The sequence below is a fragment of the Mesorhizobium sp. C372A genome (genome assembly GCF_030323245.1).
Classification (GTDB): Bacteria; Pseudomonadota; Alphaproteobacteria; order Rhizobiales; family Rhizobiaceae; genus Mesorhizobium.
On record NZ_CP100475.1, the window covers coordinates 1,161,146 to 1,181,707 of the forward strand.

At 64.5% G+C, this 20,562-nt stretch carries 22 protein-coding genes and 1 tRNA gene; 9 read left to right on the forward strand and 14 right to left on the reverse strand.

Translation table 11 applies throughout. The features are described from left to right. Window positions 1-20: 20 nt before the first annotated feature. The 3 genes from NLY42_RS05350 to NLY42_RS05360 form a co-directional block, all read right to left on the reverse strand. Window positions 21-821, reverse strand: coding sequence for a transporter substrate-binding domain-containing protein (locus NLY42_RS05350; RefSeq protein WP_023671323.1), 801 nt, complete (start codon window positions 819-821; stop codon window positions 21-23). A 54-nt stretch (window positions 822-875) separates the two neighbouring features. Continuing rightward, entirely contained in the window at window positions 876-1,691 is an 816-nt protein-coding gene (locus NLY42_RS05355; protein ID WP_023671322.1) for an ABC transporter ATP-binding protein, read from the reverse strand. Between the two features lie 144 nt (window positions 1,692-1,835). Continuing rightward, window positions 1,836-1,991, reverse strand: coding sequence for a hypothetical protein (locus NLY42_RS05360; RefSeq protein ID WP_196813600.1), 156 nt, complete (start codon window positions 1,989-1,991; stop codon window positions 1,836-1,838). On the opposite strand from NLY42_RS05360, the gene NLY42_RS05365 reads away from it, so the two are divergent. From NLY42_RS05365 to NLY42_RS05380, 4 genes are all read left to right on the forward strand, one after another. Beyond that, a complete protein-coding gene (locus NLY42_RS05365) occupies window positions 1,918-2,790 on the forward strand; it encodes a dimethylarginine dimethylaminohydrolase family protein (protein WP_023755779.1) in 873 nt (290 codons plus the stop codon). The genes NLY42_RS05360 and NLY42_RS05365 overlap by 74 nt on opposite strands. Then, window positions 2,760-3,428, forward strand: a complete 669-nt coding sequence (locus tag NLY42_RS05370; protein ID WP_023755778.1) for a TetR family transcriptional regulator C-terminal domain-containing protein — start codon at window positions 2,760-2,762, stop codon at window positions 3,426-3,428. Before NLY42_RS05365 ends, NLY42_RS05370 begins: the two co-directional genes overlap by 31 nt. Then, window positions 3,425-5,005: a 5-guanidino-2-oxopentanoate decarboxylase gene (locus tag NLY42_RS05375; RefSeq protein ID WP_023756499.1), complete on the forward strand. Its 1,581-nt coding sequence runs from the start codon at window positions 3,425-3,427 to the stop codon at window positions 5,003-5,005. Before NLY42_RS05370 ends, NLY42_RS05375 begins: the two co-directional genes overlap by 4 nt. Window positions 5,006-5,192: 187 nt before the next feature. Then, window positions 5,193-5,900 (forward strand): SDR family NAD(P)-dependent oxidoreductase, encoded by a 708-nt coding sequence (locus NLY42_RS05380; RefSeq protein ID WP_023755777.1) that lies wholly within the window; start codon window positions 5,193-5,195, stop codon window positions 5,898-5,900. A 137-nt stretch (window positions 5,901-6,037) separates the two neighbouring features. Here the strand turns inward: NLY42_RS05380 and NLY42_RS05385 are convergent, their stop codons facing one another. The 4 genes from NLY42_RS05385 to aroA form a co-directional block, all read right to left on the reverse strand. Next, on the reverse strand, window positions 6,038-6,859 hold the full coding sequence (locus NLY42_RS05385) for an MOSC domain-containing protein (protein ID WP_023755776.1): 822 nt from the start codon (window positions 6,857-6,859) through the stop codon (window positions 6,038-6,040). A 248-nt stretch (window positions 6,860-7,107) separates the two neighbouring features. Continuing rightward, complete coding sequence (gene rpsA, locus NLY42_RS05390; protein WP_023671316.1) at window positions 7,108-8,805, reverse strand: 30S ribosomal protein S1; 1,698 nt, start codon at window positions 8,803-8,805, stop codon at window positions 7,108-7,110. A gap of 204 nt (window positions 8,806-9,009) precedes the next feature. After that, entirely contained in the window at window positions 9,010-9,654 is a 645-nt protein-coding gene (gene cmk / locus NLY42_RS05395; RefSeq protein ID WP_023755775.1) for a (d)CMP kinase, read from the reverse strand. Window positions 9,655-9,894: 240 nt separating this feature from the next. Beyond that, window positions 9,895-11,253, reverse strand: coding sequence for a 3-phosphoshikimate 1-carboxyvinyltransferase (aroA, locus tag NLY42_RS05400; RefSeq protein WP_023671314.1), 1,359 nt, complete (start codon window positions 11,251-11,253; stop codon window positions 9,895-9,897). Between the two features lie 206 nt (window positions 11,254-11,459). Between aroA and NLY42_RS05405 the strand changes: the two genes are divergently transcribed. The 3 genes from NLY42_RS05405 (at window position 11,460) to NLY42_RS05415 (ending at window position 12,584) form a co-directional block, all read left to right on the forward strand. Then, window positions 11,460-11,852 (forward strand): TIGR02300 family protein, encoded by a 393-nt coding sequence (locus NLY42_RS05405; protein ID WP_023671313.1) that lies wholly within the window; start codon window positions 11,460-11,462, stop codon window positions 11,850-11,852. A gap of 173 nt (window positions 11,853-12,025) precedes the next feature. Beyond that, window positions 12,026-12,101, forward strand: a tRNA-Ala gene (locus tag NLY42_RS05410). A 147-nt stretch (window positions 12,102-12,248) separates the two neighbouring features. After that, complete coding sequence (locus tag NLY42_RS05415) at window positions 12,249-12,584, forward strand: hypothetical protein (RefSeq protein WP_245259937.1); 336 nt, start codon at window positions 12,249-12,251, stop codon at window positions 12,582-12,584. Between the two features lie 49 nt (window positions 12,585-12,633). Here the strand turns inward: NLY42_RS05415 and NLY42_RS05420 are convergent, their stop codons facing one another. Genes NLY42_RS05420 through msuE form a run of 5 tightly spaced genes read right to left on the reverse strand, consistent with a single transcriptional unit; the run spans window position 12,634 to window position 17,324 of the window. After that, window positions 12,634-13,398: an ABC transporter ATP-binding protein gene (locus tag NLY42_RS05420; RefSeq protein ID WP_023671311.1), complete on the reverse strand. Its 765-nt coding sequence runs from the start codon at window positions 13,396-13,398 to the stop codon at window positions 12,634-12,636. Window positions 13,399-13,422: 24 nt separating this feature from the next. Continuing rightward, window positions 13,423-14,421: an ABC transporter substrate-binding protein gene (locus NLY42_RS05425; protein WP_023671310.1), complete on the reverse strand. Its 999-nt coding sequence runs from the start codon at window positions 14,419-14,421 to the stop codon at window positions 13,423-13,425. A 40-nt stretch (window positions 14,422-14,461) separates the two neighbouring features. Beyond that, on the reverse strand, window positions 14,462-15,310 hold the full coding sequence (locus tag NLY42_RS05430; protein WP_023683543.1) for an ABC transporter permease: 849 nt from the start codon (window positions 15,308-15,310) through the stop codon (window positions 14,462-14,464). Window positions 15,311-15,334: 24 nt separating this feature from the next. Then, window positions 15,335-16,711 carry an LLM class flavin-dependent oxidoreductase gene (locus NLY42_RS05435; RefSeq protein ID WP_023689214.1) on the reverse strand — a complete coding sequence of 459 codons (1,377 nt, stop codon included), beginning with the start codon at window positions 16,709-16,711 and terminating at the stop codon, window positions 15,335-15,337. 55 nt (window positions 16,712-16,766) lie between these two features. Further along, entirely contained in the window at window positions 16,767-17,324 is a 558-nt protein-coding gene (gene msuE, locus NLY42_RS05440; protein ID WP_023689213.1) for an FMN reductase, read from the reverse strand. A 60-nt stretch (window positions 17,325-17,384) separates the two neighbouring features. Between msuE and NLY42_RS05445 the strand changes: the two genes are divergently transcribed. After that, window positions 17,385-17,582 (forward strand): hypothetical protein, encoded by a 198-nt coding sequence (locus tag NLY42_RS05445; RefSeq protein ID WP_155921640.1) that lies wholly within the window; start codon window positions 17,385-17,387, stop codon window positions 17,580-17,582. 82 nt (window positions 17,583-17,664) lie between these two features. Further along, complete coding sequence (locus NLY42_RS05450) at window positions 17,665-18,684, forward strand: LLM class flavin-dependent oxidoreductase (RefSeq protein WP_023689211.1); 1,020 nt, start codon at window positions 17,665-17,667, stop codon at window positions 18,682-18,684. An 81-nt stretch (window positions 18,685-18,765) separates the two neighbouring features. Here NLY42_RS05450 and NLY42_RS05455 read toward each other — a convergent pair whose 3' ends face one another. Further along, complete coding sequence (locus NLY42_RS05455; RefSeq protein WP_023742297.1) at window positions 18,766-19,611, reverse strand: fumarylacetoacetate hydrolase family protein; 846 nt, start codon at window positions 19,609-19,611, stop codon at window positions 18,766-18,768. A gap of 146 nt (window positions 19,612-19,757) precedes the next feature. Continuing rightward, entirely contained in the window at window positions 19,758-20,489 is a 732-nt protein-coding gene (locus tag NLY42_RS05460; RefSeq protein ID WP_023755439.1) for an SDR family oxidoreductase, read from the reverse strand. Window positions 20,490-20,562 lie beyond the last annotated feature (73 nt).

Below are 20,562 nucleotides of genomic sequence, written 5' to 3' on the forward strand. Positions count from 1 at the left end.
CCTAGCTCATGCGAGGATCGTCAGTTCGACTGCGCGCCGCCACCACCGTAAATGTCGAAATCGAAGTATTTCTTCGATATCTCGTCATATTTGCCGTTCGAGCGGATCGCCTTGATGCCGGCGTTGATCTTGGCCTTAAGGTCGGTGTCTTCCTTGCGCACGCCGGCGCCCACGCCCGGTCCGAGCACTTCATCGTCCGGAGCCACCATGCCCTTCAGATCGCAGCAGGCCTTGCCCTGGTCCGACTTCAGGAATGCGTCGAGCGCGATCGAATCCGCCTGGACGGCGTCGAGGCGGCCTGCGGCCAGATCGTTGTTGGCTTCGTCCTGGGTCTGGTATTCCTTGATCTCGGCGGCCGTGGGGCCGAAATGCTTCTTGGCATAGGCCGAATGGGTGGTCGACACCTGCACGCCGAGCACTTTGCCCTTGAGATCGTCCGGCGTGGCGCCGAATTTCTGGTCCTTCGGGCCGATGATGGCGGTCGGCGTGTTGTAGTACTTATCCGAGAAGTCGATGGTCTTCTCGCGTTCGGCGGTGATCGACATCGAACTGGCGATGACGTCAATCTTCTTGGTCGTCAGCGCCGGGATGATGCCGTCCCAGGCGACAGGCGTGATGACGCAGTCGAGCTTCTCCTCGGCGCAGACGGCGTCGATGAACTCGATTTCCCAGCCAACCCATTTGCCGGAAGCGTCCGGCGAGGTGAAGGGCGGATAGGGCTCGGCGGCGACGCCGATCTTGACCGGATCGGCCTTGGCCACGCCCATGGCGGCGACGCCGAGCAGCAGCGCTGCGGCGAATGTTTTCAGAACAGTCTTCATGTCACGACTCCCAGTTTGTTGTTGGTTCCCGGTTTTCTTCCGTCCCGGCTTGTCCTAGCCGATGTTGCGGATGAACTGCTTCAGCCTTTCGGATTTCGGTGCGCCGAATATCTGCTCCGGCGGCCCCTCTTCCTCGACCAGCCCGTTGCAGAGGTAGACGACATGGGTCGCGACCTCGCGGGCGAATTTCATTTCATGCGTGACCAGCACCATGGTGCGGCCCTCGCGCGCCAGGTCGCCGATCACCTTCAGCACCTCGCCGACCAGCTCCGGGTCCAGCGCCGAGGTCGGCTCGTCGAACAGCATGACGCGCGGGTTGATGGCCAGGGCGCGGGCGATCGCCGCGCGCTGCTGCTGGCCGCCCGAGAGATAGGCCGGATAGACGTCGCGCTTTTCGGCGAGGCCGACGCGCGCCAAAAGCTTTTCGGCTTCCCTGATCGCCACGTCGCGCCTGACGCCCAGAACATGCACCGGAACCTCGATGACGTTCTCGATCAGCGTCATGTGGCTCCACAGGTTGAAGTTCTGGAACACCATGCCGAGCTTGGCGCGGATGCGTTCGATCTGCCGGCGGTCGGCAGGCACGGTGTGGCCGTGGCTGTCTGCCTTGAGTTTGATCTCCTCGCCATTGACGCGGATGATGCCGCTGGTCGGATTTTCCAGGCAGTTGATGCAGCGCAGCAGCGTCGACTTGCCGGAACCCGAGCCGCCGATAATGGCGATCACCTCGCCGTCGCGCGCCGACAGCGATACGCCTTTCAGCACATGCAGATGGCCGAATTTCTTGTGCAGGTTCTCGACATGGATGGCTTCGGCGGCGCCGTCCTGCGCCTTGCCGGATTGGACTGCGGCGGTTCCCGCCGCGCTCACCGGGGAACCTCTGCCACAGGGTCCACGGCAGATCGTCGAACGTCTATCCGGCTAATCAACATACGCTGTAATGCCCACTCCAGACTTCAGCATGGACCCAACAGCGCGAGCCCGTCAATCCCGCTCATTACGGCACTTGCGGCCTTATTGTGCAAGTGTATAAATAGCCTCCGATGAAATTTTTTCCATTTTTTTCACCTTGAACACGGCATTGAAAAGGGCACTGATGAGCGCTTTCGGATCACAATCCATGGCGGCGCCGTTGCGGCGCGTGCTGATGCGGTCGGCGGCCAATGCCATGCGCGGTGCCGACCGGGCTACCTGGCACTATGGCCCGGGTTTCGACCCGGCGAAAGCGGCGGCGCAGCACGCGGCTCTCGCTGAGCTGGTGACGGCGTCCGGCGCCGAAATCGAATGGATCGATGACAAGGCCGACGGGCTGTCGGATTCCGTATTCACCCACGACCCGTCGCTGATGACCGACCGCGGCGCGCTGATCCTGTCCATGGGCAAGCCATTGCGCGCCCGGGAGCCATCGCTGCATGAGGAAACCTACACACGCCTGGGTATTCCTATCCTCGGCCGCGTCGAGGCTCCCGGCCAGGTCGAAGGCGGCGATTGCGTATGGCTGGATGCCAGCACGCTGGTGATCGGGCGCGGGGTGCGCTCCAACCAGGAAGGCATACAGCAGGTTTCCAACCTGCTGACGCCGCTCGGCATTTCCGTCTACGGCTTCGATCTGCCGCTGTGGCAGGGCGAGGAGGCGTGCCTGCATCTGATGTCGGTGATCAGCCCGCTGGCCGACGACCTGGCCCTGGTCTATTCACCGCTTTTGCCGGCGCCGTTCTATCAGTTGCTGAAGGCGCGCGGCATCCGGCTGGTGGAAGGCGACGCCGAAGAGTTTGCCGCGTCCAACGGCCTCAGCCTGAACGTGCTGCCGACGAGCCCGCATAAAGTCATTGCCGTCGCCGGCTTTCCCAAGACCAAGGCCGCGATGGAAGCCGCCGGCTGCACGGTTCAAATCTTCGAGGCGGATGCCCTCTGCATCGCCTGCGAAGGTGGGCCGACATGCCTGACGCGGCCCATCCTGCGGCAATGAATGAGCGCCGCAAGTTCCGCCGCGAGGGCGAGGAGCGGCGGCGGCAGGATTTGATCGACGCGACCCTGGACAGCGTGGCCGAACATGGGCTGGAGGGCGCCAGCCTGCGCACCATCGCACTGCGCGCCGGCGTCACCGCCGGGCTGATCCGGCACTATTTCCCCGGCAAGGAAGACTTGCTGCAGGAAGCGTACGCGGCGCTGATGGGCCGCATGATCGAGCAGGCGAAGGCGGCATTGCTCATGGAAAACGCCTCGCCGCGCCAGCGCCTTGCGGCCTTCGTTACTGCCAACCTCAACGCGCCGATCATCGATGCACGCGTGTTTTCGCTGTGGGCAACCTTCATCGGCCGCGCCGGCGCGGATCCGAGCCTGGCTCGCGCCCACCGCGAAGGCTATCTTGGCTTTCGCAACGAGGTGGAAGCAGTCGTTGCCGAAGTGCTCGGCGCCGAGCAGCGCAGGCCAAACGCAAATGAGCTGCGCCGCCATGCCATTGCCATCAACGCTATCATCGACGGGCTCTGGATCGAAGGCTGTCTGGCCGCAGAGATGTTTTCGCCTGGAGAATTGGCGGCGATCGGCGTCAAAGCCATAGAGGCCGAACTCGGCCTCGCGCCGCAAAAGGGAGAGAAGCCATGACCACCACCGGCGAAGCGCTGATCACGCTGCTCGAAGCGCATGGCGTCGACACCGTTTTCGGCATTCCTGGCGTCCACACTGTCGAGCTTTACCGGGGGCTGGCGCGTTCAAAGATACGCCATGTCACGCCGCGTCACGAACAGGGCGCCGGCTTCATGGCCGACGGCTATGCCCGCGCCAGCGGCCGGCCGGGCGTCGCTTTTGTCATCACCGGACCGGGGCTGACCAACACCATCACCGCAATGGGCCAGGCGCGCGCCGATTCGGTGCCGGTGCTGGTGATTTCGGGCGTCAACGCGATGCCGACGCTGGGCAAGGGGCTGGGCTTCCTGCACGAACTGCCGGACCAGCGCGGCATGATGGAGAAGGTGGCGCTGTTTTCGCAGCGTGTCACCGAGGCCAGCGAATTGCCGGGCGCTCTGGCGCGGGCCTTTGAGCTGTTTTCGTCGTCGCGGCCGGGCCCCGTCCATATCGAGATCCCGACCGACGTCATGGTCAAACCGGCCGATGGCATCGCTGCTTCGCTCACCAATGCGGCGGCGCCGGCGCCGGACGGCTCGGCCGTTGCCGAGGCCGCCAGACTGATCGCAGCCGCGCGCCGGCCGCTGATCCTTGCCGGTGGCGGTGCCAAGCGCGCCGAACAGCCACTGCAGCGCCTGGCCGAGCGGCTCGGCGCGCCTGTCGTCCAGACCGCCAATGCGCGCGGTCTGCTGCACGCGCATCCGCTTTGCGTGCCGGCCAGCCCCAGCCTGAAGGCGGTGCGTGCGCTGATGGCAGACGCCGATCTGGTCATCGCCGCCGGCACCGAATTCGGCCCGACCGACTATGACGGTTACAGCGACGGCGGCTTCGTGCTGCCCGCCAATTTGATCCGCATCGATATCGGCGCCGACCAGCTCGCCCGCCGCCCGGTGAGCGTCGGCATCCAGGCCGATTGCGCGGAGGCGCTTGGTGCACTGCTAGGCGCGCTCCACCCTGATCATGCCGCAGCGAAGGACGGCGAGAGCCGCGCAGCCGCGTCGAGAAAGGCGGCCTTTGCCGAGCTCAGCCCGGCCTATGCCGCGCAGGTGCGTGCGGTGGAAACCATCCGCGACGCACTGCCGGGCGCCATCATCGTCGGCGATTCCACGCAGCCGATCTACGCCGCCAACCTTTACTACGACCATGACCGGCCAGGCGGCTGGTTCAACGCCGCCACCGGTTTCGGCGCGCTCGGCTACGGGCCGCCGGCGGCGATCGGCGCAGCGCTCGCCATGCCCGGCGTGCCGGTGGTTTGCCTCACCGGCGACGGCGGCTTTCAGTTCACCTTGCCGGAGCTGGGCGCGGCGCTCGATGCACCCGCACCGGTCATCTTCGTCGTCTGGAACAACAGAGGCTATCGCGAGATCGAAACGTCGATGCTCGATGTCGGCGTCGAGCCGGTCGGCGTGTCCCCGGCGCCGCCGGATTTCTGCAAGCTGGCCGAGGCCTATGGTATATCAGCCGAGCGGCTTGCCGGTACTGCCGGTCTCGCCGATGCGCTCAAGCGCACACGCGCAACGGGCATGCCTCACGTCGTCGAAATCACCATCGACTGACGCTTGACCGCGCGCTTTGCGTCAATGCGCGGGTCAGAAGGGGGCGGTCGGCGACTTCGAGCGATGCAAAGACGCAACAACTGCCATGTCGAGATGTCGGTTGAGTGATCGTGCAAAAGGCGCGACGCTCTGCGTCGGCGCGGCACGACAAGCGACATAATCATAAGAAACGACAGGAGCGTCCAGGATGACGGAAACAGTTCAGGGCAAGCATATCGTGGTGACCGGTGGCACCGGGGCGCTGGGTGCCGCGGTCGTCGGCAAATTGCTGGGGGACGGCGCGATCTGCCATGTGCCGAATGCCCACGCGTCGGCCCCCTCGCATTTCCCCTTCGCGGCCCATGATCGCGTCCGGCTGGCGCACAATGTCGATCTCGCCGATCCTGCCAAGGTCGATGCCTTCTATGACAGCGTCCCCGAATTGTGGGCCTCCATCCATCTGGCCGGCGGCTTTGCCGCAGCCCCGGTCGAGAAGATCGAATCCGCATCCTTTGCCGAAATGATGGACACCAACGCCCGCACCGCCTTTCTGTGCTGCCGCGCTGCGGTGCGCTCCATGCTGGGCTCGAACACAGCGGGCCGCATCGTCAATGTCACGGCACGCGCCGGGCTCGACCCGCGCCGGGGTGCCGGCATGGTCGCCTATACCGCGAGCAAAGCGGCAGTGGCGGCGATGACCGTGGCGATGGCGGAAGAGCTGAAGCACAAAGGCATACTGGTCAACGCGGTGGCGCCCTCGACGCTCGATACGCCGGCCAACCGCGCCGACATGCCGGATGCCGATTTCGGCAAATGGGTCAGCCTCGAAGCCGCCGCCGAGGCAATCGCCTATCTGGCATCACCGGCCAATCTGGCGATGAACGGCACGCTGGCGCCACTTTACGGCCGCGCCTGAAGTTCCGCCGCCCAGAGCGGCTCATTTGGTTTGGCTTCCGATGGCGGCCTTTGCCGACCTCGCCTGATCTACAGCGGAGGTTGGCCATTCAATCATGGCGACCCGCCGACGCCTCCACGGCATTAGAAGGGCTGCGACTACGTCAGGTTCGAGACCCCCGCTTCCACGACCTCGACTGCGTCGCCGATGGCGATCGTGCCGGCGTTGTTGGGAATGGCATTCTGGCCGAAAATGATGCCGCCCTTGGCGGAGCGGTGGAGTTTGCCAAGCGTCTGCAACGGCTCGCGCGGGTCCGGCTGCTCGCCGCTCAACGGATCTCGGGTGGTGATGACGCAGCGCGAGCAGGGCTTTGCGATCCGCAACTCCACCGTGCCGATGCGGATCGTCTTCCAGCTGTCTTCAGGCCATGCGCCTTCTGCGTCGAGGACGATGTTTGGCCGGAACCGCGCCATTTCGATGGGCCTGGCAAGATGACTGTTCAGATGGTTCAGCGAGCCCGTCGTGGCGATCAGCAGCGGAAAACCATCGGCAAAGCCGACGAAATCGCCGGGCTGGCCGAATTCCGCATCGACCGGCCGGTTTTGCGGATCGTCGAAATAAACGAGGCCGACGGGCCGGCCAAGAATAGCCGAGAGATATGCACCGGCGGCCGGATCGCCCGGCCGCGCGGCAACCATATCCTTCCAGATCTTGACTTGCCGGAGCGCGGTGCCGGGAGCCGGTGCCTCGACGAAGTGCGAGCCATGCTTGTCATGTTTCAACAGGATGCCCGTTCCGCGATGCTCGACGTCGATCGTCGTCATATCAGGTATCTGGCGAATGGTGAGGAACTGCCCATCCTTGTCGACGACCATCCAGCGGCGGTCGCCTTCCATGCCCATTGTCTCGATGTCGGCGCTCGGCACGGCAAGGCCGCGCAGGCTCTTGACCGGATAGCGATAGAGTTCGACGACCTTCATCGCGCATGCTTCTCCGTTGCCCGAAGGGCCGGACTTCCGTGTTTACGTCTGCAACGACAGCCGAGCCTACAGCCGCGCATGCGGAATTGAAGGGGTTCCGCCGTCTTTGTCTTGTGCCAACCGCGTCGCCGAGCATGAAAAAACCCGCGAGCCTTGCGGCCCGCGGGTCTTCTTGTTCAAGCCGCGCTTGAGGCGCAGCCGAGGTTTACGCTTGCGCGAAGCGGCTTACGCGCTGCGCGCGAAGCGGCTTAGCTGCCCTGCTTCTTCAGCGCGGCGCCAAGGATGTCGCCCAGCGAAGCGCCGGAGTCGGTAGAGCCGTACTGTGCGACGGCTTCCTTCTCTTCGGCGATTTCCAGCGCCTTGATCGAGACCTGCAGCTTGCGGGTCTTCTTGTCGAAGGCGATGACGCGGGCGTCCAGCTTCTGGCCGACCGAGAAGCGCTCGGGGCGCTGCTCGTCACGGTCACGGCTGAGGTCGTTGCGCTTGATGAAGGTCTCGATGCCGCTGTCGACCAGCCGCACTTCCAGGCCGCCATCCTTGATGCCGGTGACTTCGCAGGTGACGACCGCGTTCTTGCGCAGTTCGCCTGAAGTCGCCGCTTCGCCGACCGTATCCTTGGCCAGCTGCTTGATGCCGAGCGAGATGCGCTCCTTGTCGATGTCGACGTCGAGCACCTGCGCCTTGACCATGTCGCCGCGATTGTACTCTTCGATGACCTGCTCGCCCGGACGGGTCCAGTCGAGGTCCGAGAGGTGCACCATGCCGTCCACGTCGCCTTCAAGGCCGATGAACAGGCCGAACTCGGTCTTGTTCTTGACCTCGCCCTCGACCTGGCTGCCGACCGGATGGCTCGCGGCAAAAGCCTGCCACGGATTCTCGAGCGTCTGCTTGAGGCCGAGCGAGATGCGGCGCTTGGCCGGATCGACCTCGAGCACCACAACGTCGACTTCCTGCGTCGTCGACAGGATCTTGCCGGGGTGCACGTTCTTCTTGGTCCACGACATTTCCGAAACGTGGATGAGGCCTTCGATGCCCGGCTCCAGCTCGACGAACGCGCCGTAGTCGGTGATGTTGGTGACGGTACCCTTGATCTTCTTGCCGATCGGGAACTTGGTGCCGATCTCGGACCACGGATCGCTCTCGAGCTGCTTCATGCCGAGCGAGATGCGGTGGGTTTCCTGGTTGATGCGGATGATCTGCACCTTGACCGTCTGACCGATGTTGAGGATTTCGGTCGGATGGTTGACGCGGCGCCACGCCATGTCGGTGACATGCAGCAGGCCATCGATGCCGCCGAGGTCGACGAACGCACCGTAGTCGGTGATGTTCTTGACAACGCCTTCGACAACCTGGCCCTCTTCGAGGTTCTGCACGATTTCCGAACGCTGTTCGGCGCGGCTTTCCTCGAGCACGGTGCGGCGCGACACAACGATGTTGCCGCGGCGGCGATCCATCTTCAGGATCTCGAAGGGCTGCGGGTTGTGCATCAGCGGGGAGACATCGCGGATCGGGCGGATATCGACCTGGCTGCGCGGCAGAAAGGCCACGGCGCCGTCGAGGTCGACAGTGAAGCCGCCCTTGACCTGGTTGAAGATGACGCCTTCGACGCGCTCACCCTTGGTGAACTTCTCTTCGAGCTTGACCCAGCTCTCTTCGCGGCGGGCTTTGTCGCGCGACAGGACGGCTTCGCCCAGCGCGTTTTCGATGCGCTCGACCATGACCTCGACCGTGTCGCCGACCTTGAGCGTCGAGTCTTTGCCCTTGACGCCGAATTCCTTCAGCGGCACGCGGCCTTCGACCTTGAGGCCGACATCGATGATGGCCATGTCTTTTTCGATCGCCAGGATCGTGCCCTTGACGACCTGACCTTCGCCGGAGTGACCGGTGGTAAATGATTCTTCGAGCAGGCTCGCGAAATCGTCGCGAGTGGGATTTGCAGCTGACATATTTTCTCCTGGAGTGCCCCGCATCTGAAGCGGGACGGGCGCCGTGGGTTAGCGTTGCGTTGGCCTGCCGGCGTTCCGGGCTACAAAAGCCCTGGGCCGCCTAAGCGGCAATTCCGGCGCATGAAGAATGCTGGCAGGCTGGTTCGTGCCCGATATGGGTATTTTCTTCGCTTCCGGCAATCGGTGGAGCGGGAAAACCCTGGATCAGGCTTTGTCTCTCTTGGCCAGGGCGTCGTCGATGATCGCTTTGGCCGCTAGAAACGCGGCCTCTATAGCCATTTCGGAGGTATCAAGCAAGTGCGCGTCCGCCGCCGGCTTCAGCGGCGAGTCGGCGCGGCCCATGTCGCGCTCGTCGCGGCGCACGATATCGGCGAAAATCTCGGTGAAATCGGCGGTGCCGCCGATGCTTTCGATTTCGGCCAGCCGGCGCTGCGCGCGCACCTGCGCGCTCGCCGTCACATAGAGCTTTATGTCGGCGTCAGGGCACACAACCGTGCCGATGTCGCGCCCGTCGAGCACCGCGCCTGGCGGTGTCCTGGCGAAATCGCGCTGCTTTTCGACCAGGATGCGCCGGACGGTAGGGTAAATCGCGACCTTCGAGGCCGCCTCGCCAACCGCATGCGCCGACAGCACCGCACGGTCGAGCTTTGCCAGATCGACCTGGCGTGCGGCGGTTTCGGCTGCTGAGACATTGTCGAGTGGCAGCGCGTGCCGGATCAACGCATAGGCGACGGCGCGGTAGGTGAGGCCGGTGTCGAGCAGGTTGAGGCGGTAGTGGTCGGCCAGCCGTCGGGCCAGCGTGCCTTTGCCGGCGCCGGCGGGACCGTCGATGGCGATGGTGAAGGTCATTGGCGGGCCAACACGAAAGACAGACGCCGCGATCCTTCGCGCCCCCCTCTGTCCTGCCGGACATCTCCCCCTCCAGAGGGGAGATCAGAAGCTTCTGCGCCCCACTCTTTCCTGCAATTTCGAAAACTGGCGAAAGCCGCTGTGACGGCCGATCTCCCCCCTTGAGGGGGAGATGTCCGGCAGGACAGAGGGGGGCGCTGTCCCGCCGACATCTCTGCTTGCTTTGCGCTTGGCATCAACCTACCCGATCTCCGCACCGAGCCCCGTCATCAGACCCATGAACTCCGGGAAACTCGTCGCGATCATGGCGGCGTCGTCGATGGTCACCGGCTTTTCCGTTGCCAGCCCCATTACCAGGAAGCTCATGGCGATACGATGGTCGAGATGCGTCTGCACCGTCGTGTCCTGGCCATTGGGATGGCCGCCCAGCCCCTTGCCGCCGGGCTTTCCGCGCACCGCGAGCGAAGCTTCGCCTTCGGCGCAGTCGACGCCGTTGAGCTTCAGCCCATTGGCAACCGCTGCCAGTCGGTCGGATTCCTTCACCCGCAGCTCTTCCAGCCCCTGCATCAACGTCTCGCCCTCGGCGAAGCTCGCGGCAACCGCCAGCACCGGATATTCGTCGATCATAGACGGCGCCCGCTCGGGCGGCACGGTGACGCCCTTGAGCTCGGAGTAGCGCACGCGCAGATCGGCAACATCCTCGCCGCCGGCATTGCGCGGGTTCAAGATGTCGATCTGGCCGCCCATTTCCTGCAACGTTAGAAGCAGGCCGGTGCGGGTGGGGTTCATCAGCACGTTCTCGATGACGATGTCCGAACCCGGCACGATCAGTGCCGCGACCAGCGGGAAGCCGGCCGAGGAGGGGTCGCCGGGCACGGCGATGGTCTGCCCCGTCAATTTGCCCTGGCCCTCGATGAAGATGTGGCGCACGCCGCGCTCGTCGGTCTCGACCGAGAGATTGGCGCCAAATCCCCTAAGCATCTTTTCGGTATGATCGCGCGTCATCACCGGTTCGATCACGGTGGTGATGCCGGGCGTGTTGAGGCCTGCCAGCAGCACGGCCGACTTCACCTGCGCCGAGGCCATCGGCACGCGGTAGGTAATGGGTGCGGCGTGTTTCGGCCCATGCAGCGTGATCGGCATGCGGTCGCCCGGCGTCGCCTTCAGCACCTGCACGCCCATCTGGCGCAAGGGTTCGAGCACGCGGCCCATCGGCCGTCCCGACAGCGATGCGTCGCCGATGAAGGTCGTTTCCATGTCGTAAGTGCCGACGAGGCCCATTGTGAGGCGGGAGCCGGTACCGGCATTGCCGAAATCGAGCGGGCCTTCCGGCTGCAGCAGCGCGCCATTGCCGGTGCCGCGGATCACCCACTCGGCGCCGCGCTTCTCGATATGCGCGCCCATCGCCTTCATGGCGGCCGCCGTGCGCATCACATCCTCGCCTTCGAGCAGGCCGGTGACGCGGGTTTCGCCGGAGGCAAGGCCGCCGAACATCATGGAACGGTGCGAAATCGACTTGTCGCCCGGCACGCGAGCGGTGCCGGAAAGGGCGGATGATTTGCGGGCGGTGGCCGGCTTGGCAGCGGCGGCGTGAGACATGGAATTTCCCTGGACGGAATGCCGGCGCACCGGCGCTTTTCATTTGTTGCGGCGGTCTCGTATCACGGCGGGCACGAATGGTCATCCCCATGGTCGTCGCTTGGCGCGAGGCCTTTCAGTGCTTGGTTTTGTGACGCCGGCTTTTCGCTTTGACAGCGCGGTAAACTGTGGTTAAGGGGACCACTCTTTTACTGACGAGGCTTGACGTGGCAAAAAACGAACTTGGCACAAAGCGTGTCGACCCTGAAACGGGCCGAAAATTCTACGACCTGAACAAGGACCCTGTCGTCTCGCCCTATACGGGCAAGACGTATCCGCGTTCCTATTTCGAGGACGGCAAGATCGCCGCCCTCGAAGAGGAAGAGGAAGTGGCCGAGAAGGAAGTGGACGCCGAGGAAGAAGAAGGCGTTGAAGTCGTCTCGCTTGAAGAGGCCGACGAAGACGTCAAGGCCGGCGACGAGCTTCCCGACCTGGGCGACGACGAGGACGATGTCGATCTAGGCGACGATGAGGACGATACTTTCCTTGCCGACGAAGAGGAAGAAGACGACGATGTCGCCGACATGATCGGCGTCGGCGACGACGACGACGAAGTCTAAGAACGCTTCGAACGCATGCATTTAGCGGCGTTCACGGGCTATGACGAAAAAGCGGCCCTCGAAGGCTTGATCTTCAGGGAAGGCGGGGTTAGAAGCCGCCTGCACTAAACGGCGCGGTCCTGAAACCCGCGCCGGACCTCTCGCCGGCAACGGCGACGGCTGACTGCCGGAGTGGGGCCATAGCTCAGTTGGGAGAGCGCTTGAATGGCATTCAAGAGGTCGTCGGTTCGATCCCGATTGGCTCCACCAAACAGTCTCTTTCCGACGCTCGGTTTCGCGGCATTCATGCTTGTCGCCTGCCAGTCGGCGCCTGAACCATCATCGCCGCCCGCACCTCAGCCCATGGAGCCTGCCGCGATCTCTGCTCCTGATGGTGCGGCGGTCCTCGATCCATCCGTGCGGGTTATGCCGCCCGGCGAAGGCGTCCCGGCCAAATATGTCGCGTTTTCCGGCATATGGGGCGGACAGCTGGACGGGATGTATGACGGCAAGCTCGCCGTGCTGACGATTACGCGCGGCGGCAATGTCACCGCCACCTATGCCTGGGGCGATGTCGCCGACAACAAACCGGGCGTGGCCGATGGCGAAGGCAAGATTTTCGGCAACACGTTGAAACTGCGGCGCCTTCCCAATGGCGCGGACGTCAGCGCGGTCATTCAGGCGGACGGAACGCTGGCCGTCACCTATGGGCTTGCCGACCGAACCTATACGGGCACGTTCACCAAGCAATAATCGCGAGAGCTAATCTTCCGGGGGAGCCACGGCTGGCCCCTTCCCTTGATCAGTGCAATCCGAATTCGCGCAGCAATTCTTCACGGTAGCGCACGAAGCGGCTCTCGCTGCGCTCGCGCGGGCGTGGCAGGTCGATGTCGATCAACCGCGCCGCGCCGCCTTTCTCCTTGGGCAGGATCAGCACCCGGTCAGCCAGATAGATCGCCTCCTCCAGATCGTGGGTGACCATCACCATGGTGACGTTCTCCTCGCTCCAGATGCGCGCCAGTTCCTCCTGCATGCCGATCTTGGTCATGGCGTCCAGGGCCCCCAGCGGCTCGTCGAGCAGGAGGATCTCGGGCTGCACGGTGAGCGCCCGGGCGATGCCGACGCGCTGCGCCATGCCGCCGGAAAGCTGGCTCGGAAAAGCATCGGCGAATTCGGCAAGGCCGACCAGGGCGACGTAGAAGCGGGCGCGTTCCTCGGCCTGCCTCTTGGGAACACCGCGCACTTCGAGGCCGAACGCGACATTGCCGAGCACGCTCAGCCACGGCAGCAGCCGCGGTTCCTGGAAGATCACGGCACGCTCGGCGCCGACGCCATGCACCGGCTGGCCGTCGATCGCGACACCGCCGCTGTCGGCCGCCTCCAGCCCGGCCAGAATACGCAGCAGCGTGGTCTTGCCGGAGCCGCTGGCGCCGACGATGACCAGGCATTCCCCCGAACGAATGTCGAGGTTGAGCGTCCGCAGCACGGCAAGCTGGCGCCCGCCGAGGCTGAAGGATTTGGACAGGTCGCGGATCGAGACCTCTCCGCCACGGTTGGAACCGGCCATCTTGTCTCTCAGCTATTTCAAAGCTCAGTTGATCTTGGTTTCGCCGGGCCGGTACAGGATGTCGGCGGCTTTCAGCTTGCCCTTGGCCAGACGGCCGTCTCGCTCCAGCACGGCGACCCAGAAGTCGATGTCGCGATCGGTCGCCTGCGCACCTTCGCGCAGACCAAAGCCGGTCCAGTAGCGGGCGAGATCGCCGTTTTCGCCGCGCTTGTCGAGGATAGTGGCCAGCACCTTGCGGGCTTCGTCCGGGTTCTGGCGCGACCAGTCCGAGGCGCGCGCCGACTGTTCGACGAAGTTGCGCGCCGCATCCGGGTTGGCGGCAATGAAGTCGCGCCTGAGTACGACGAAGCCGCCGGCGAGTTCGCCGAGCACCTGGGTGTCGTCGAACACGCCGCGCACGCCGCCGTTGGCGACCAGCGCGCCGGCAAAGGTCGCCTGCCAGTAGCCGAGGCCGGCAATGTCGACCTGGCGCGAGCGCAGCGTCTGCTCAAGCTGCGGGCCGGGCACGACAATGAGGTTGGCGGCGGTCGGCGGCAGGCCGACGCTGTGCAGGGCCTCACGCACCGTATAGTCGAGATGAGCGCCGAGCGTGTTGACCGAGATGGTCTTGCCGGCAATGTCGGCGATCGATTTGATCGGGCTGTCTTCCAGCACGTAGAAGACGCTCTTCACATCCTTGTTGATGCCGTTGCTCGGATACGCCGCGACGAAGTCGTTGCCGCCGGAGATCGAGTTGATCACCGCTGCGGTGGCGGCCGAGCCGATGTCGACGCTGCCGGAAGACAGCGCAAACAGCGATTCCGGTCCACCCGAGGAATAGCCGACATTCTCCAGCTCGACGCCGAGCCCTTTGAAGTAGCCGAGCTCGTCGGCCAGCTCGTGCGGGGAGATGCTGCCACGGCTGGCGAGGTAGCGGAACTTGACGGCTGCGGCTTGCGCAAAGGCCAGGCGCGGCAGGCCGGCGGCGATGAGGCCGGCGGCAAGCGGCGCGCCGGCAAGCAGCGAACGGCGGGTGATTTTCATGATCGGGTCCTTGTGAGGTAAACGGTGAGGGGCGGACTGCTCAGTTGACAGGATTGCTCCAGCGACAGAGCCGCCGCTGCAGGGTGACCAACGCCTGGTTGGCGATCAGGCCAAGCCCGGCGAGGATGACGATTGCCGCAAACATCAGCGGGATCTGGAAATTGTACTGCGCGTTCATCACCTGGAAGCCGATGCCCTTGTTGGCACCGATCATCTCGGACGCGATCAGCAGCAGCAGCGCCGTGGTGGCGCTCAGCCGCAAGCCGACGAAGATCGACGGCACGGCGCCCGGCAGTACGACGCGGCGAAACACGGTGAGCCGGCTCGCACCATAGACGCGCGCCATTTCAAGCAGCTTGGGATCGACTTCCTTGACGCCGCTGGTGGTATTGAGCAGCAGCGGAAACAGCGTCGCCCAGAAGATGACGAAGATCTTCGAGGTCTCGCCAAGTCCCAAGAGCAGGATGAACACCGGGTAGAGCGCCAGTGCAGAGGTCTGCCGGAACACCTGCAGGATCGGATCGAGCGCGGTTTCGACCGGGCGCACCTGGCCCATGAACAGGCCGAGCGGAATGGCGACGGCCACGGCTGCGGCAAAGGCGATGCCGGCGCGCTGCAGGCTGATGGCGATGTCGCCGAGCAGGCTGCCGCCGGCAAGCCCCTTCCAGAGCGCTTCGACGATCATGTCGATCGGCGGCAGCACCGCCGCGTTGACCCATCCGACGCTGCTCGCCACCTGCCAGAGCGCCAGGAAGCCGGCAAGCACGCCGTAGCGCTTCAGGAAGCGAACAGCAGCCCGGCCGCCGAGGCGCAGAAAGTCGGTGCCGAGCCCGGTTTCGCCACCACTGCGGCGAACCGTGATTTGCCGATCGATGTGCTGCAACGTCATTGCTTCACCCCTTCGATGCCAAGGTCATTCGGCGGCAAGGACGGTCGAGCGGGCGACGGTCCATGGATTTTCCGGGCGCCTGAGACCGAGATTCTCGCGCAGCGTGCGGCCTTCGTAAGCCGTGCGGAACAGGCCGCGCCGCTGCAGCTCGGGAATGACCAGGTCGACGAAATCGTCGAGCGCGCCGGGCAGCCAGGGCGGCAGGATGTTGAAGCCGTCGGCCGCCTCGCTGGTGAACCATTCCTCCAGCTGATCGGCGACCTGCGTGACGCTGCCGACGATGGTGTAGTGGCCGCGCGCCGTCGCTACCCATTGGTAAAGCTGGCGGATGCTGAAATTGTGCTCGTCGGCAATCTGCCGGATCAGCGCCTGGCGGCTTTTCATGCCTTCGGTTTCCTTGCTCGGCGGCAACGGGCCGTCGAGCGGATAGCCCCTGATGTCGAGCGTCTGGCCGGCCAGCCCGTTGAGCAGGGCGACACCGTCCTCGGGCAGGATAAGGTCGTTAAGCTGTTGGTATTTGGCACGGGCCTCGTCCTCGGTGCGGCCGACGAAGGGCGCGACGCCCGGCATGATCAGCACCTGGTCGGGATCGCGGCCGACTTCAGCCACGCGCGCCTTGATGTCGCGGTAGAATTCCTGCGCCGTCTCGAGCTTCTGATGGGCCGTGAAGATGACCTCGGCCGAGTGCGCGGCAAGCCCACGGCCGTCTTCCGACTGCCCCGCTTGTACGACAACCGGATGTCCTTGCACCGGGCGCGGCACGTTGAGCGGACCCTTGACGCTGAAATGCTCGCCCTTGTGGTCGATGTCGTGCAATCTGTCCTTGTCGTAGAAACGGCCCGACTGCTTGTCGCGGATGAAGGCGTCATCCTCCCAGCTGTCCCACAGCGCCTTGACCGTCTCGACATGCTCATGCGCCCTGGCATAGCGCTCGGCATGGCTGGGCTGGACGTCGCGGTTGAAATTGCGTGCCGTTTCGTCGCCGGCCGAGGTCACCACGTTCCAGCCGGCGCGGCCGTTCGACAACAGGTCGAGCGAAGCGAATTTGCGCGCCAGCGTGTAAGGCTCCTCATAAGTGGTGGACGCCGTTGCGATGAAGCCGAGATGCGTCGTCAGCGGCGCCAGCGCCGCAAACAGCGTCACCGGCTCGAAGCCGGCGATCTTGGCGTTGCCGCCCTCGCGGGCGCCGTGGCCGACGGTCAGGTTGTCGGCCAGGAAATAGGCGTCGAACAGGCCGCGCTCGGCGGTCAGCGCCAGCTTCTTGTGGAACTCGAAATTGGTGGCGCCGTCGGCCGGCGCATCGGGATGACGCCAGGCGGCGATATGCTGCCCGCCGCCGGGCAGGAAAGCGCCGAGCTTGATCTGCCGCGGCCTGCTATCGGACTTGCTGGCTCGAGTCATTGCAGGCGTCCTTCTGGTCTATGCGGGATGGAATATTGCGTCGCGGATCGTGGTTTCAGGCGGCAAGGACGACGCTGTAGGGCACGCCCGCCACCCGGCATGCCTCGGCGACCGCCTGCCGGGCTCGCGCCTTGACTGTCTCGGACACCAGCACGCCATCGGCAAAGTCCTTGTCCGAGGCGTAGATCGCGGTCGGCAGGGTCTGCGCCTCGAAGAAGCCGAACAACGGCCGCAACTGATGTTCGACGACAAGCGAATGACGCTCGCCGCCGCCTGTTGCCGCCAGGATGATCGGCTTGCCGCGCAGCGACGACGGGTCGAGCAGGTCGAAGAAGTGCTTGAACAGCCCGGTGTAGCTGCCCTTGAAGGTCGGGGAGCCGACCACCAGCACGTCGGCGCCGAGCAGCTGCTCGATAATACCGCGCGCCGCCGGATCGAGATCGCCAAGCTGTCTTGCAGGCGCAAAGGACGGGCCGAGATCCTCGATGTCGAAAACGCTCAAAGCCGAGCCGGCCCGGCTCGCCACCTCACCGGCGATGTGGCTGACGAATGCCTTCGTCTTGGACGGACGGGTCAGGTTGCCGGACAACCCCACCACCAGCTTTTTTGACATCCGAGGCTCCTTCTCGCAAACGCACTATCCGGATTAAGCCTACCGATTTTGTAGAATTAAATGAGCGAGAAGATTTCAAAACCGGGCTCTGAAGCGAATGGAGTTTGCGGTACATCGCCTTTGGTTGGTTCATTTGGCCCCAAAAGCGCCGCGGCAGATGCTGACGCGGTCGCGCAAGGCATCGCCGGGGACCATGGCCTTGGTCCTTTGCGCACCGATGGGTATCGTCGCGATACCGTCAAGGGCCGGCGGCATTGACACTGCGTTGTGTGAGTGTCGATTGAACCCAATCGCGTGGGCGACGAAGTAGGCAACTGCAATCAAAGAACAGGATACGCGCATGAAGAAGATCGGCTTTCTTTCCTTCGGCCATTGGTCGCCCTCGTTGCAATCGCAGACGCGCTCGGCGTCCGACGCGCTGCTGCAGTCGATCGACCTGGCCGTCGCCGCCGAGGAGCTGGGCGCGGACGGCGCCTATTTCCGCGTCCATCATTTTGCCCGCCAGCTCGCTTCGCCGTTTCCGCTTCTGGCCGCGGTCGGCGCCCGCACCAGCCGCATCGAGATCGGCACCGCCGTCATCGACATGCGCTATGAGAATCCGCTGTATATGGCCGAGGATGCGGGTGCTGCCGACCTGATCGCCGGTGGCCGGCTGCAGCTTGGCATCAGCCGCGGTTCGCCGGAGCAGGTGATCGACGGCTGGCGCTACTTCGGCTATGTGCCGCAGGACGGCAAAAGCGATGCCGACATGGCGCGCAATCATGCCGAGGTTTTCCTGAATGTGCTGCGCGGCGAAGGTTTCGCGCAACCTAATCCGCGGCCGATGTTCCCCAATCCTCCGGGAATGCTGCGGCTCGAGCCGTTCTCGGCCGGCCTGCGCGACCGGATCTGGTGGGGTGCCGCTACCAACGCGACCGCCGAATGGGCGGGCAAGCTCGGCATGAACCTGCAAAGTTCGACGCTGAAGTTCGATGAGGGCGGCCAGCCGCTCCACATCCAGCAGGCCGAACAGATCCGCGCTTATCGCGCGGCGTGGAAGGCGGCCGGCCACACACGCGAGCCGCGCGTGTCGGTCAGCCGCAGCATCTTTGCGCTGGTGAACGACCGCGACCGCGCCTATTTCGGCGGCGGCAGCAGCGAAGATCATTTCGGCTATATCGAGCCTGAGAAGCTTGCCGTCTTCGGCCGCTCCTATGCCGCGGAGCCCGATGTGCTGATCGATCAGCTGAAAGAGGACGAAGCGATCGCCGAGGCCGACACGCTGCTTCTGACCGTCCCCAACCAGCTTGGCGTCGAGTACAACGCCCACGTCATCGAGGCGATCCTGAAGCACGTCGCGCCGGCTCTGGGCTGGCGCTGACAAGAGGCGCCAGCCGCCCGGCAAACAAAGAGATAGACCGTTTCGCCGGCAAACGGTGAAACGCTCTAAGGGAAGAGGCGGCTAGGCATCCGCCTTGAAGGTCTGCTTCTGCTGGCCTAGCCCCTCGATGCCCAGTTCCACCACATCGCCGGGCTTCAGGAACACGGGCGGCTTCATGCCCAGCCCAACGCCGGGCGGGGTGCCGGTGGAGATGATGTCGCCAGGATGCAGCGACATGAACTGGCTGAGATAGGAAACGAGATAGGCGACGCCGTAGACCATGGTCCTGGTCGAGCCGTTCTGCATCGTCTTGCCGTTGACCGTCAGCCACATTTTGAGGTTCTGCGGATCGGCAACCTCGTCCTTGGTGACAAGCCACGGCCCGGTCGGACCGAACGTGTCGCAGCTCTTGCCCTTGGTCCACTGGCCCTGGCGCTCGGCCTGGAAGGCGCGCTCGGACACGTCATGGGCAACGGCATAGCCGGCGACATAATCCAGCGCCTCGGCTTCGGTGACGTATTTGGCTTTTCTGCCGATGACCACGGCGAGTTCAACCTCCCAGTCGGTCTTTTCCGAGCCGCGCGGGATCAGCACATCATCGTCGGGACCGACGATGGCCGAGCTCGCCTTCATGAAGATGATCGGCTCCGGCGGCACGGCGGCGCCGGTTTCGGCGGCGTGGTCGGAATAATTCAGGCCGATGCAGATGAACTTGCCCGTGCCGGCGACGCAGGCGCCGAGGCGCGGCTTGCCGGAAACCGCCGGCAGCGAGTTCGGATCGAGCTTCGACAATGTCTCGAGCGACGCCGGATCGAGCGCCTTGCCGGCAATGTCGGCGACATGACCCGAAAGATCGCGGATCGTTCCATCCGCATCGAGCAGGCCGGGGCGTTCGCTCCCTATCTCGCCATAGCGCAGCAGTTTCATCTTGCTCTCCAAATTGCGGCCCAAGGCCGTTTTCAAAACTCGCTCCGCCAAGCGATGACTGGGCGGACTCTGGCTATCGGACCCGACCTGGGGCAAGCCGGACTTTAGAACTGTTCGAGCCTGGACCTGCGGATCGAGGCTATTGCTCAGATCGACCAGCCGCCGTCGATATTATAGGCCTGGCCCGAGGTGTACGTGGCGCCGGCGAGGTAGACGGCAAGGTCGGCGATTTCCTCGGGCGTGCCGAGACGGCCCATCGGCTGGCGGGCAATGAAGGCCGCGCGGGCCGCCTCGTAATCGCCCTGCGCATGCATGCGGTCCTGCAGCGACGGGCTCTCGACGGTGCCGGGGCAGATGGCGTTGCAGCGAATGCCCTTGGCGACATAGTCCGCGGCAATCGCCTTGGTGAGACCGATCACGGCCGCCTTGGAGACGCCATAGGCGAAGCGGTTGGGCACGCCCTTGCCGGCGCCGGCGACGGACGACATGTTGATGATCGAGCCATCGCCGCGCTCCAGCATGCCGGGCAGTACGGCCCGAATGGTGCGGATCATGGCGCGGACATTGAGGTTGAAGGCGAAATCGAGATCGGCGTCCTTCATCTCGAGGATGGACCCCGAATGGACGAAGCCGGCGCAGTTGAACAGCACGTCGACGCGGCCGATTTCGGCGAAGCCGGATGCCACCGCATCGTCGTTGAGAACGTCGAGCTTGCGGGTCTTGATGCCGGAGGTCTTGGCGAGTTCGGCCAGCAGCGCCTCGTTGATGTCGGTGGCGTGCACGACGGCACCTTCCTTGGCGAAGGCCAGAGCGCTCGCTCTGCCGATGCCTTGCGCCGCCGCCGTGACGACAACGACCTTGCCTGCCAGATCCGCCATGCGTTTCTCCTCGCCCTCTTTGGCCACTTCTCGGCCCGATTTACTGCCGGCTAACCGGGGCGTCCTGTGCCAG

Excerpts from the sequence above, each read along its gene's own strand:
- NLY42_RS05350 (WP_023671323.1), bottom strand. The coding sequence starts at position 821 with ATGAAGACTGTTCTGAAAACATTCGCCGCAGCGCTGCTGCTCGGCGTC.
- NLY42_RS05365 (WP_023755779.1), top strand. The coding sequence starts at position 1,918 with ATGAGCGCTTTCGGATCACAATCCATGGCGGCGCCGTTGCGGCGCGTG.
- NLY42_RS05360 (WP_196813600.1), bottom strand. The coding sequence starts at position 1,991 with ATGGCATTGGCCGCCGACCGCATCAGCACGCGCCGCAACGGCGCCGCC.
- NLY42_RS05370 (WP_023755778.1), top strand. The coding sequence starts at position 2,760 with ATGCCTGACGCGGCCCATCCTGCGGCAATGAATGAGCGCCGCAAGTTC.
- NLY42_RS05375 (WP_023756499.1), top strand. The coding sequence starts at position 3,425 with ATGACCACCACCGGCGAAGCGCTGATCACGCTGCTCGAAGCGCATGGC.
- NLY42_RS05380 (WP_023755777.1), top strand. The coding sequence starts at position 5,193 with ATGACGGAAACAGTTCAGGGCAAGCATATCGTGGTGACCGGTGGCACC.
- NLY42_RS05385 (WP_023755776.1), bottom strand. The coding sequence starts at position 6,859 with ATGAAGGTCGTCGAACTCTATCGCTATCCGGTCAAGAGCCTGCGCGGC.
- rpsA (WP_023671316.1), bottom strand. The coding sequence starts at position 8,805 with ATGTCAGCTGCAAATCCCACTCGCGACGATTTCGCGAGCCTGCTCGAA.
- cmk (WP_023755775.1), bottom strand. The coding sequence starts at position 9,654 with ATGACCTTCACCATCGCCATCGACGGTCCCGCCGGCGCCGGCAAAGGC.
- aroA (WP_023671314.1), bottom strand. The coding sequence starts at position 11,253 with ATGTCTCACGCCGCCGCTGCCAAGCCGGCCACCGCCCGCAAATCATCC.
- NLY42_RS05420 (WP_023671311.1), bottom strand. The coding sequence starts at position 13,398 with ATGGCCGGTTCCAACCGTGGCGGAGAGGTCTCGATCCGCGACCTGTCC.
- NLY42_RS05425 (WP_023671310.1), bottom strand. The coding sequence starts at position 14,421 with ATGAAAATCACCCGCCGTTCGCTGCTTGCCGGCGCGCCGCTTGCCGCC.
- NLY42_RS05430 (WP_023683543.1), bottom strand. The coding sequence starts at position 15,310 with ATGACGTTGCAGCACATCGATCGGCAAATCACGGTTCGCCGCAGTGGT.
- NLY42_RS05435 (WP_023689214.1), bottom strand. The coding sequence starts at position 16,711 with ATGACTCGAGCCAGCAAGTCCGATAGCAGGCCGCGGCAGATCAAGCTC.
- msuE (WP_023689213.1), bottom strand. The coding sequence starts at position 17,324 with ATGTCAAAAAAGCTGGTGGTGGGGTTGTCCGGCAACCTGACCCGTCCG.
- NLY42_RS05445 (WP_155921640.1), top strand. The coding sequence starts at position 17,385 with ATGAGCGAGAAGATTTCAAAACCGGGCTCTGAAGCGAATGGAGTTTGC.
- NLY42_RS05450 (WP_023689211.1), top strand. The coding sequence starts at position 17,665 with ATGAAGAAGATCGGCTTTCTTTCCTTCGGCCATTGGTCGCCCTCGTTG.
- NLY42_RS05455 (WP_023742297.1), bottom strand. The coding sequence starts at position 19,611 with ATGAAACTGCTGCGCTATGGCGAGATAGGGAGCGAACGCCCCGGCCTG.
- NLY42_RS05460 (WP_023755439.1), bottom strand. The coding sequence starts at position 20,489 with ATGGCGGATCTGGCAGGCAAGGTCGTTGTCGTCACGGCGGCGGCGCAA.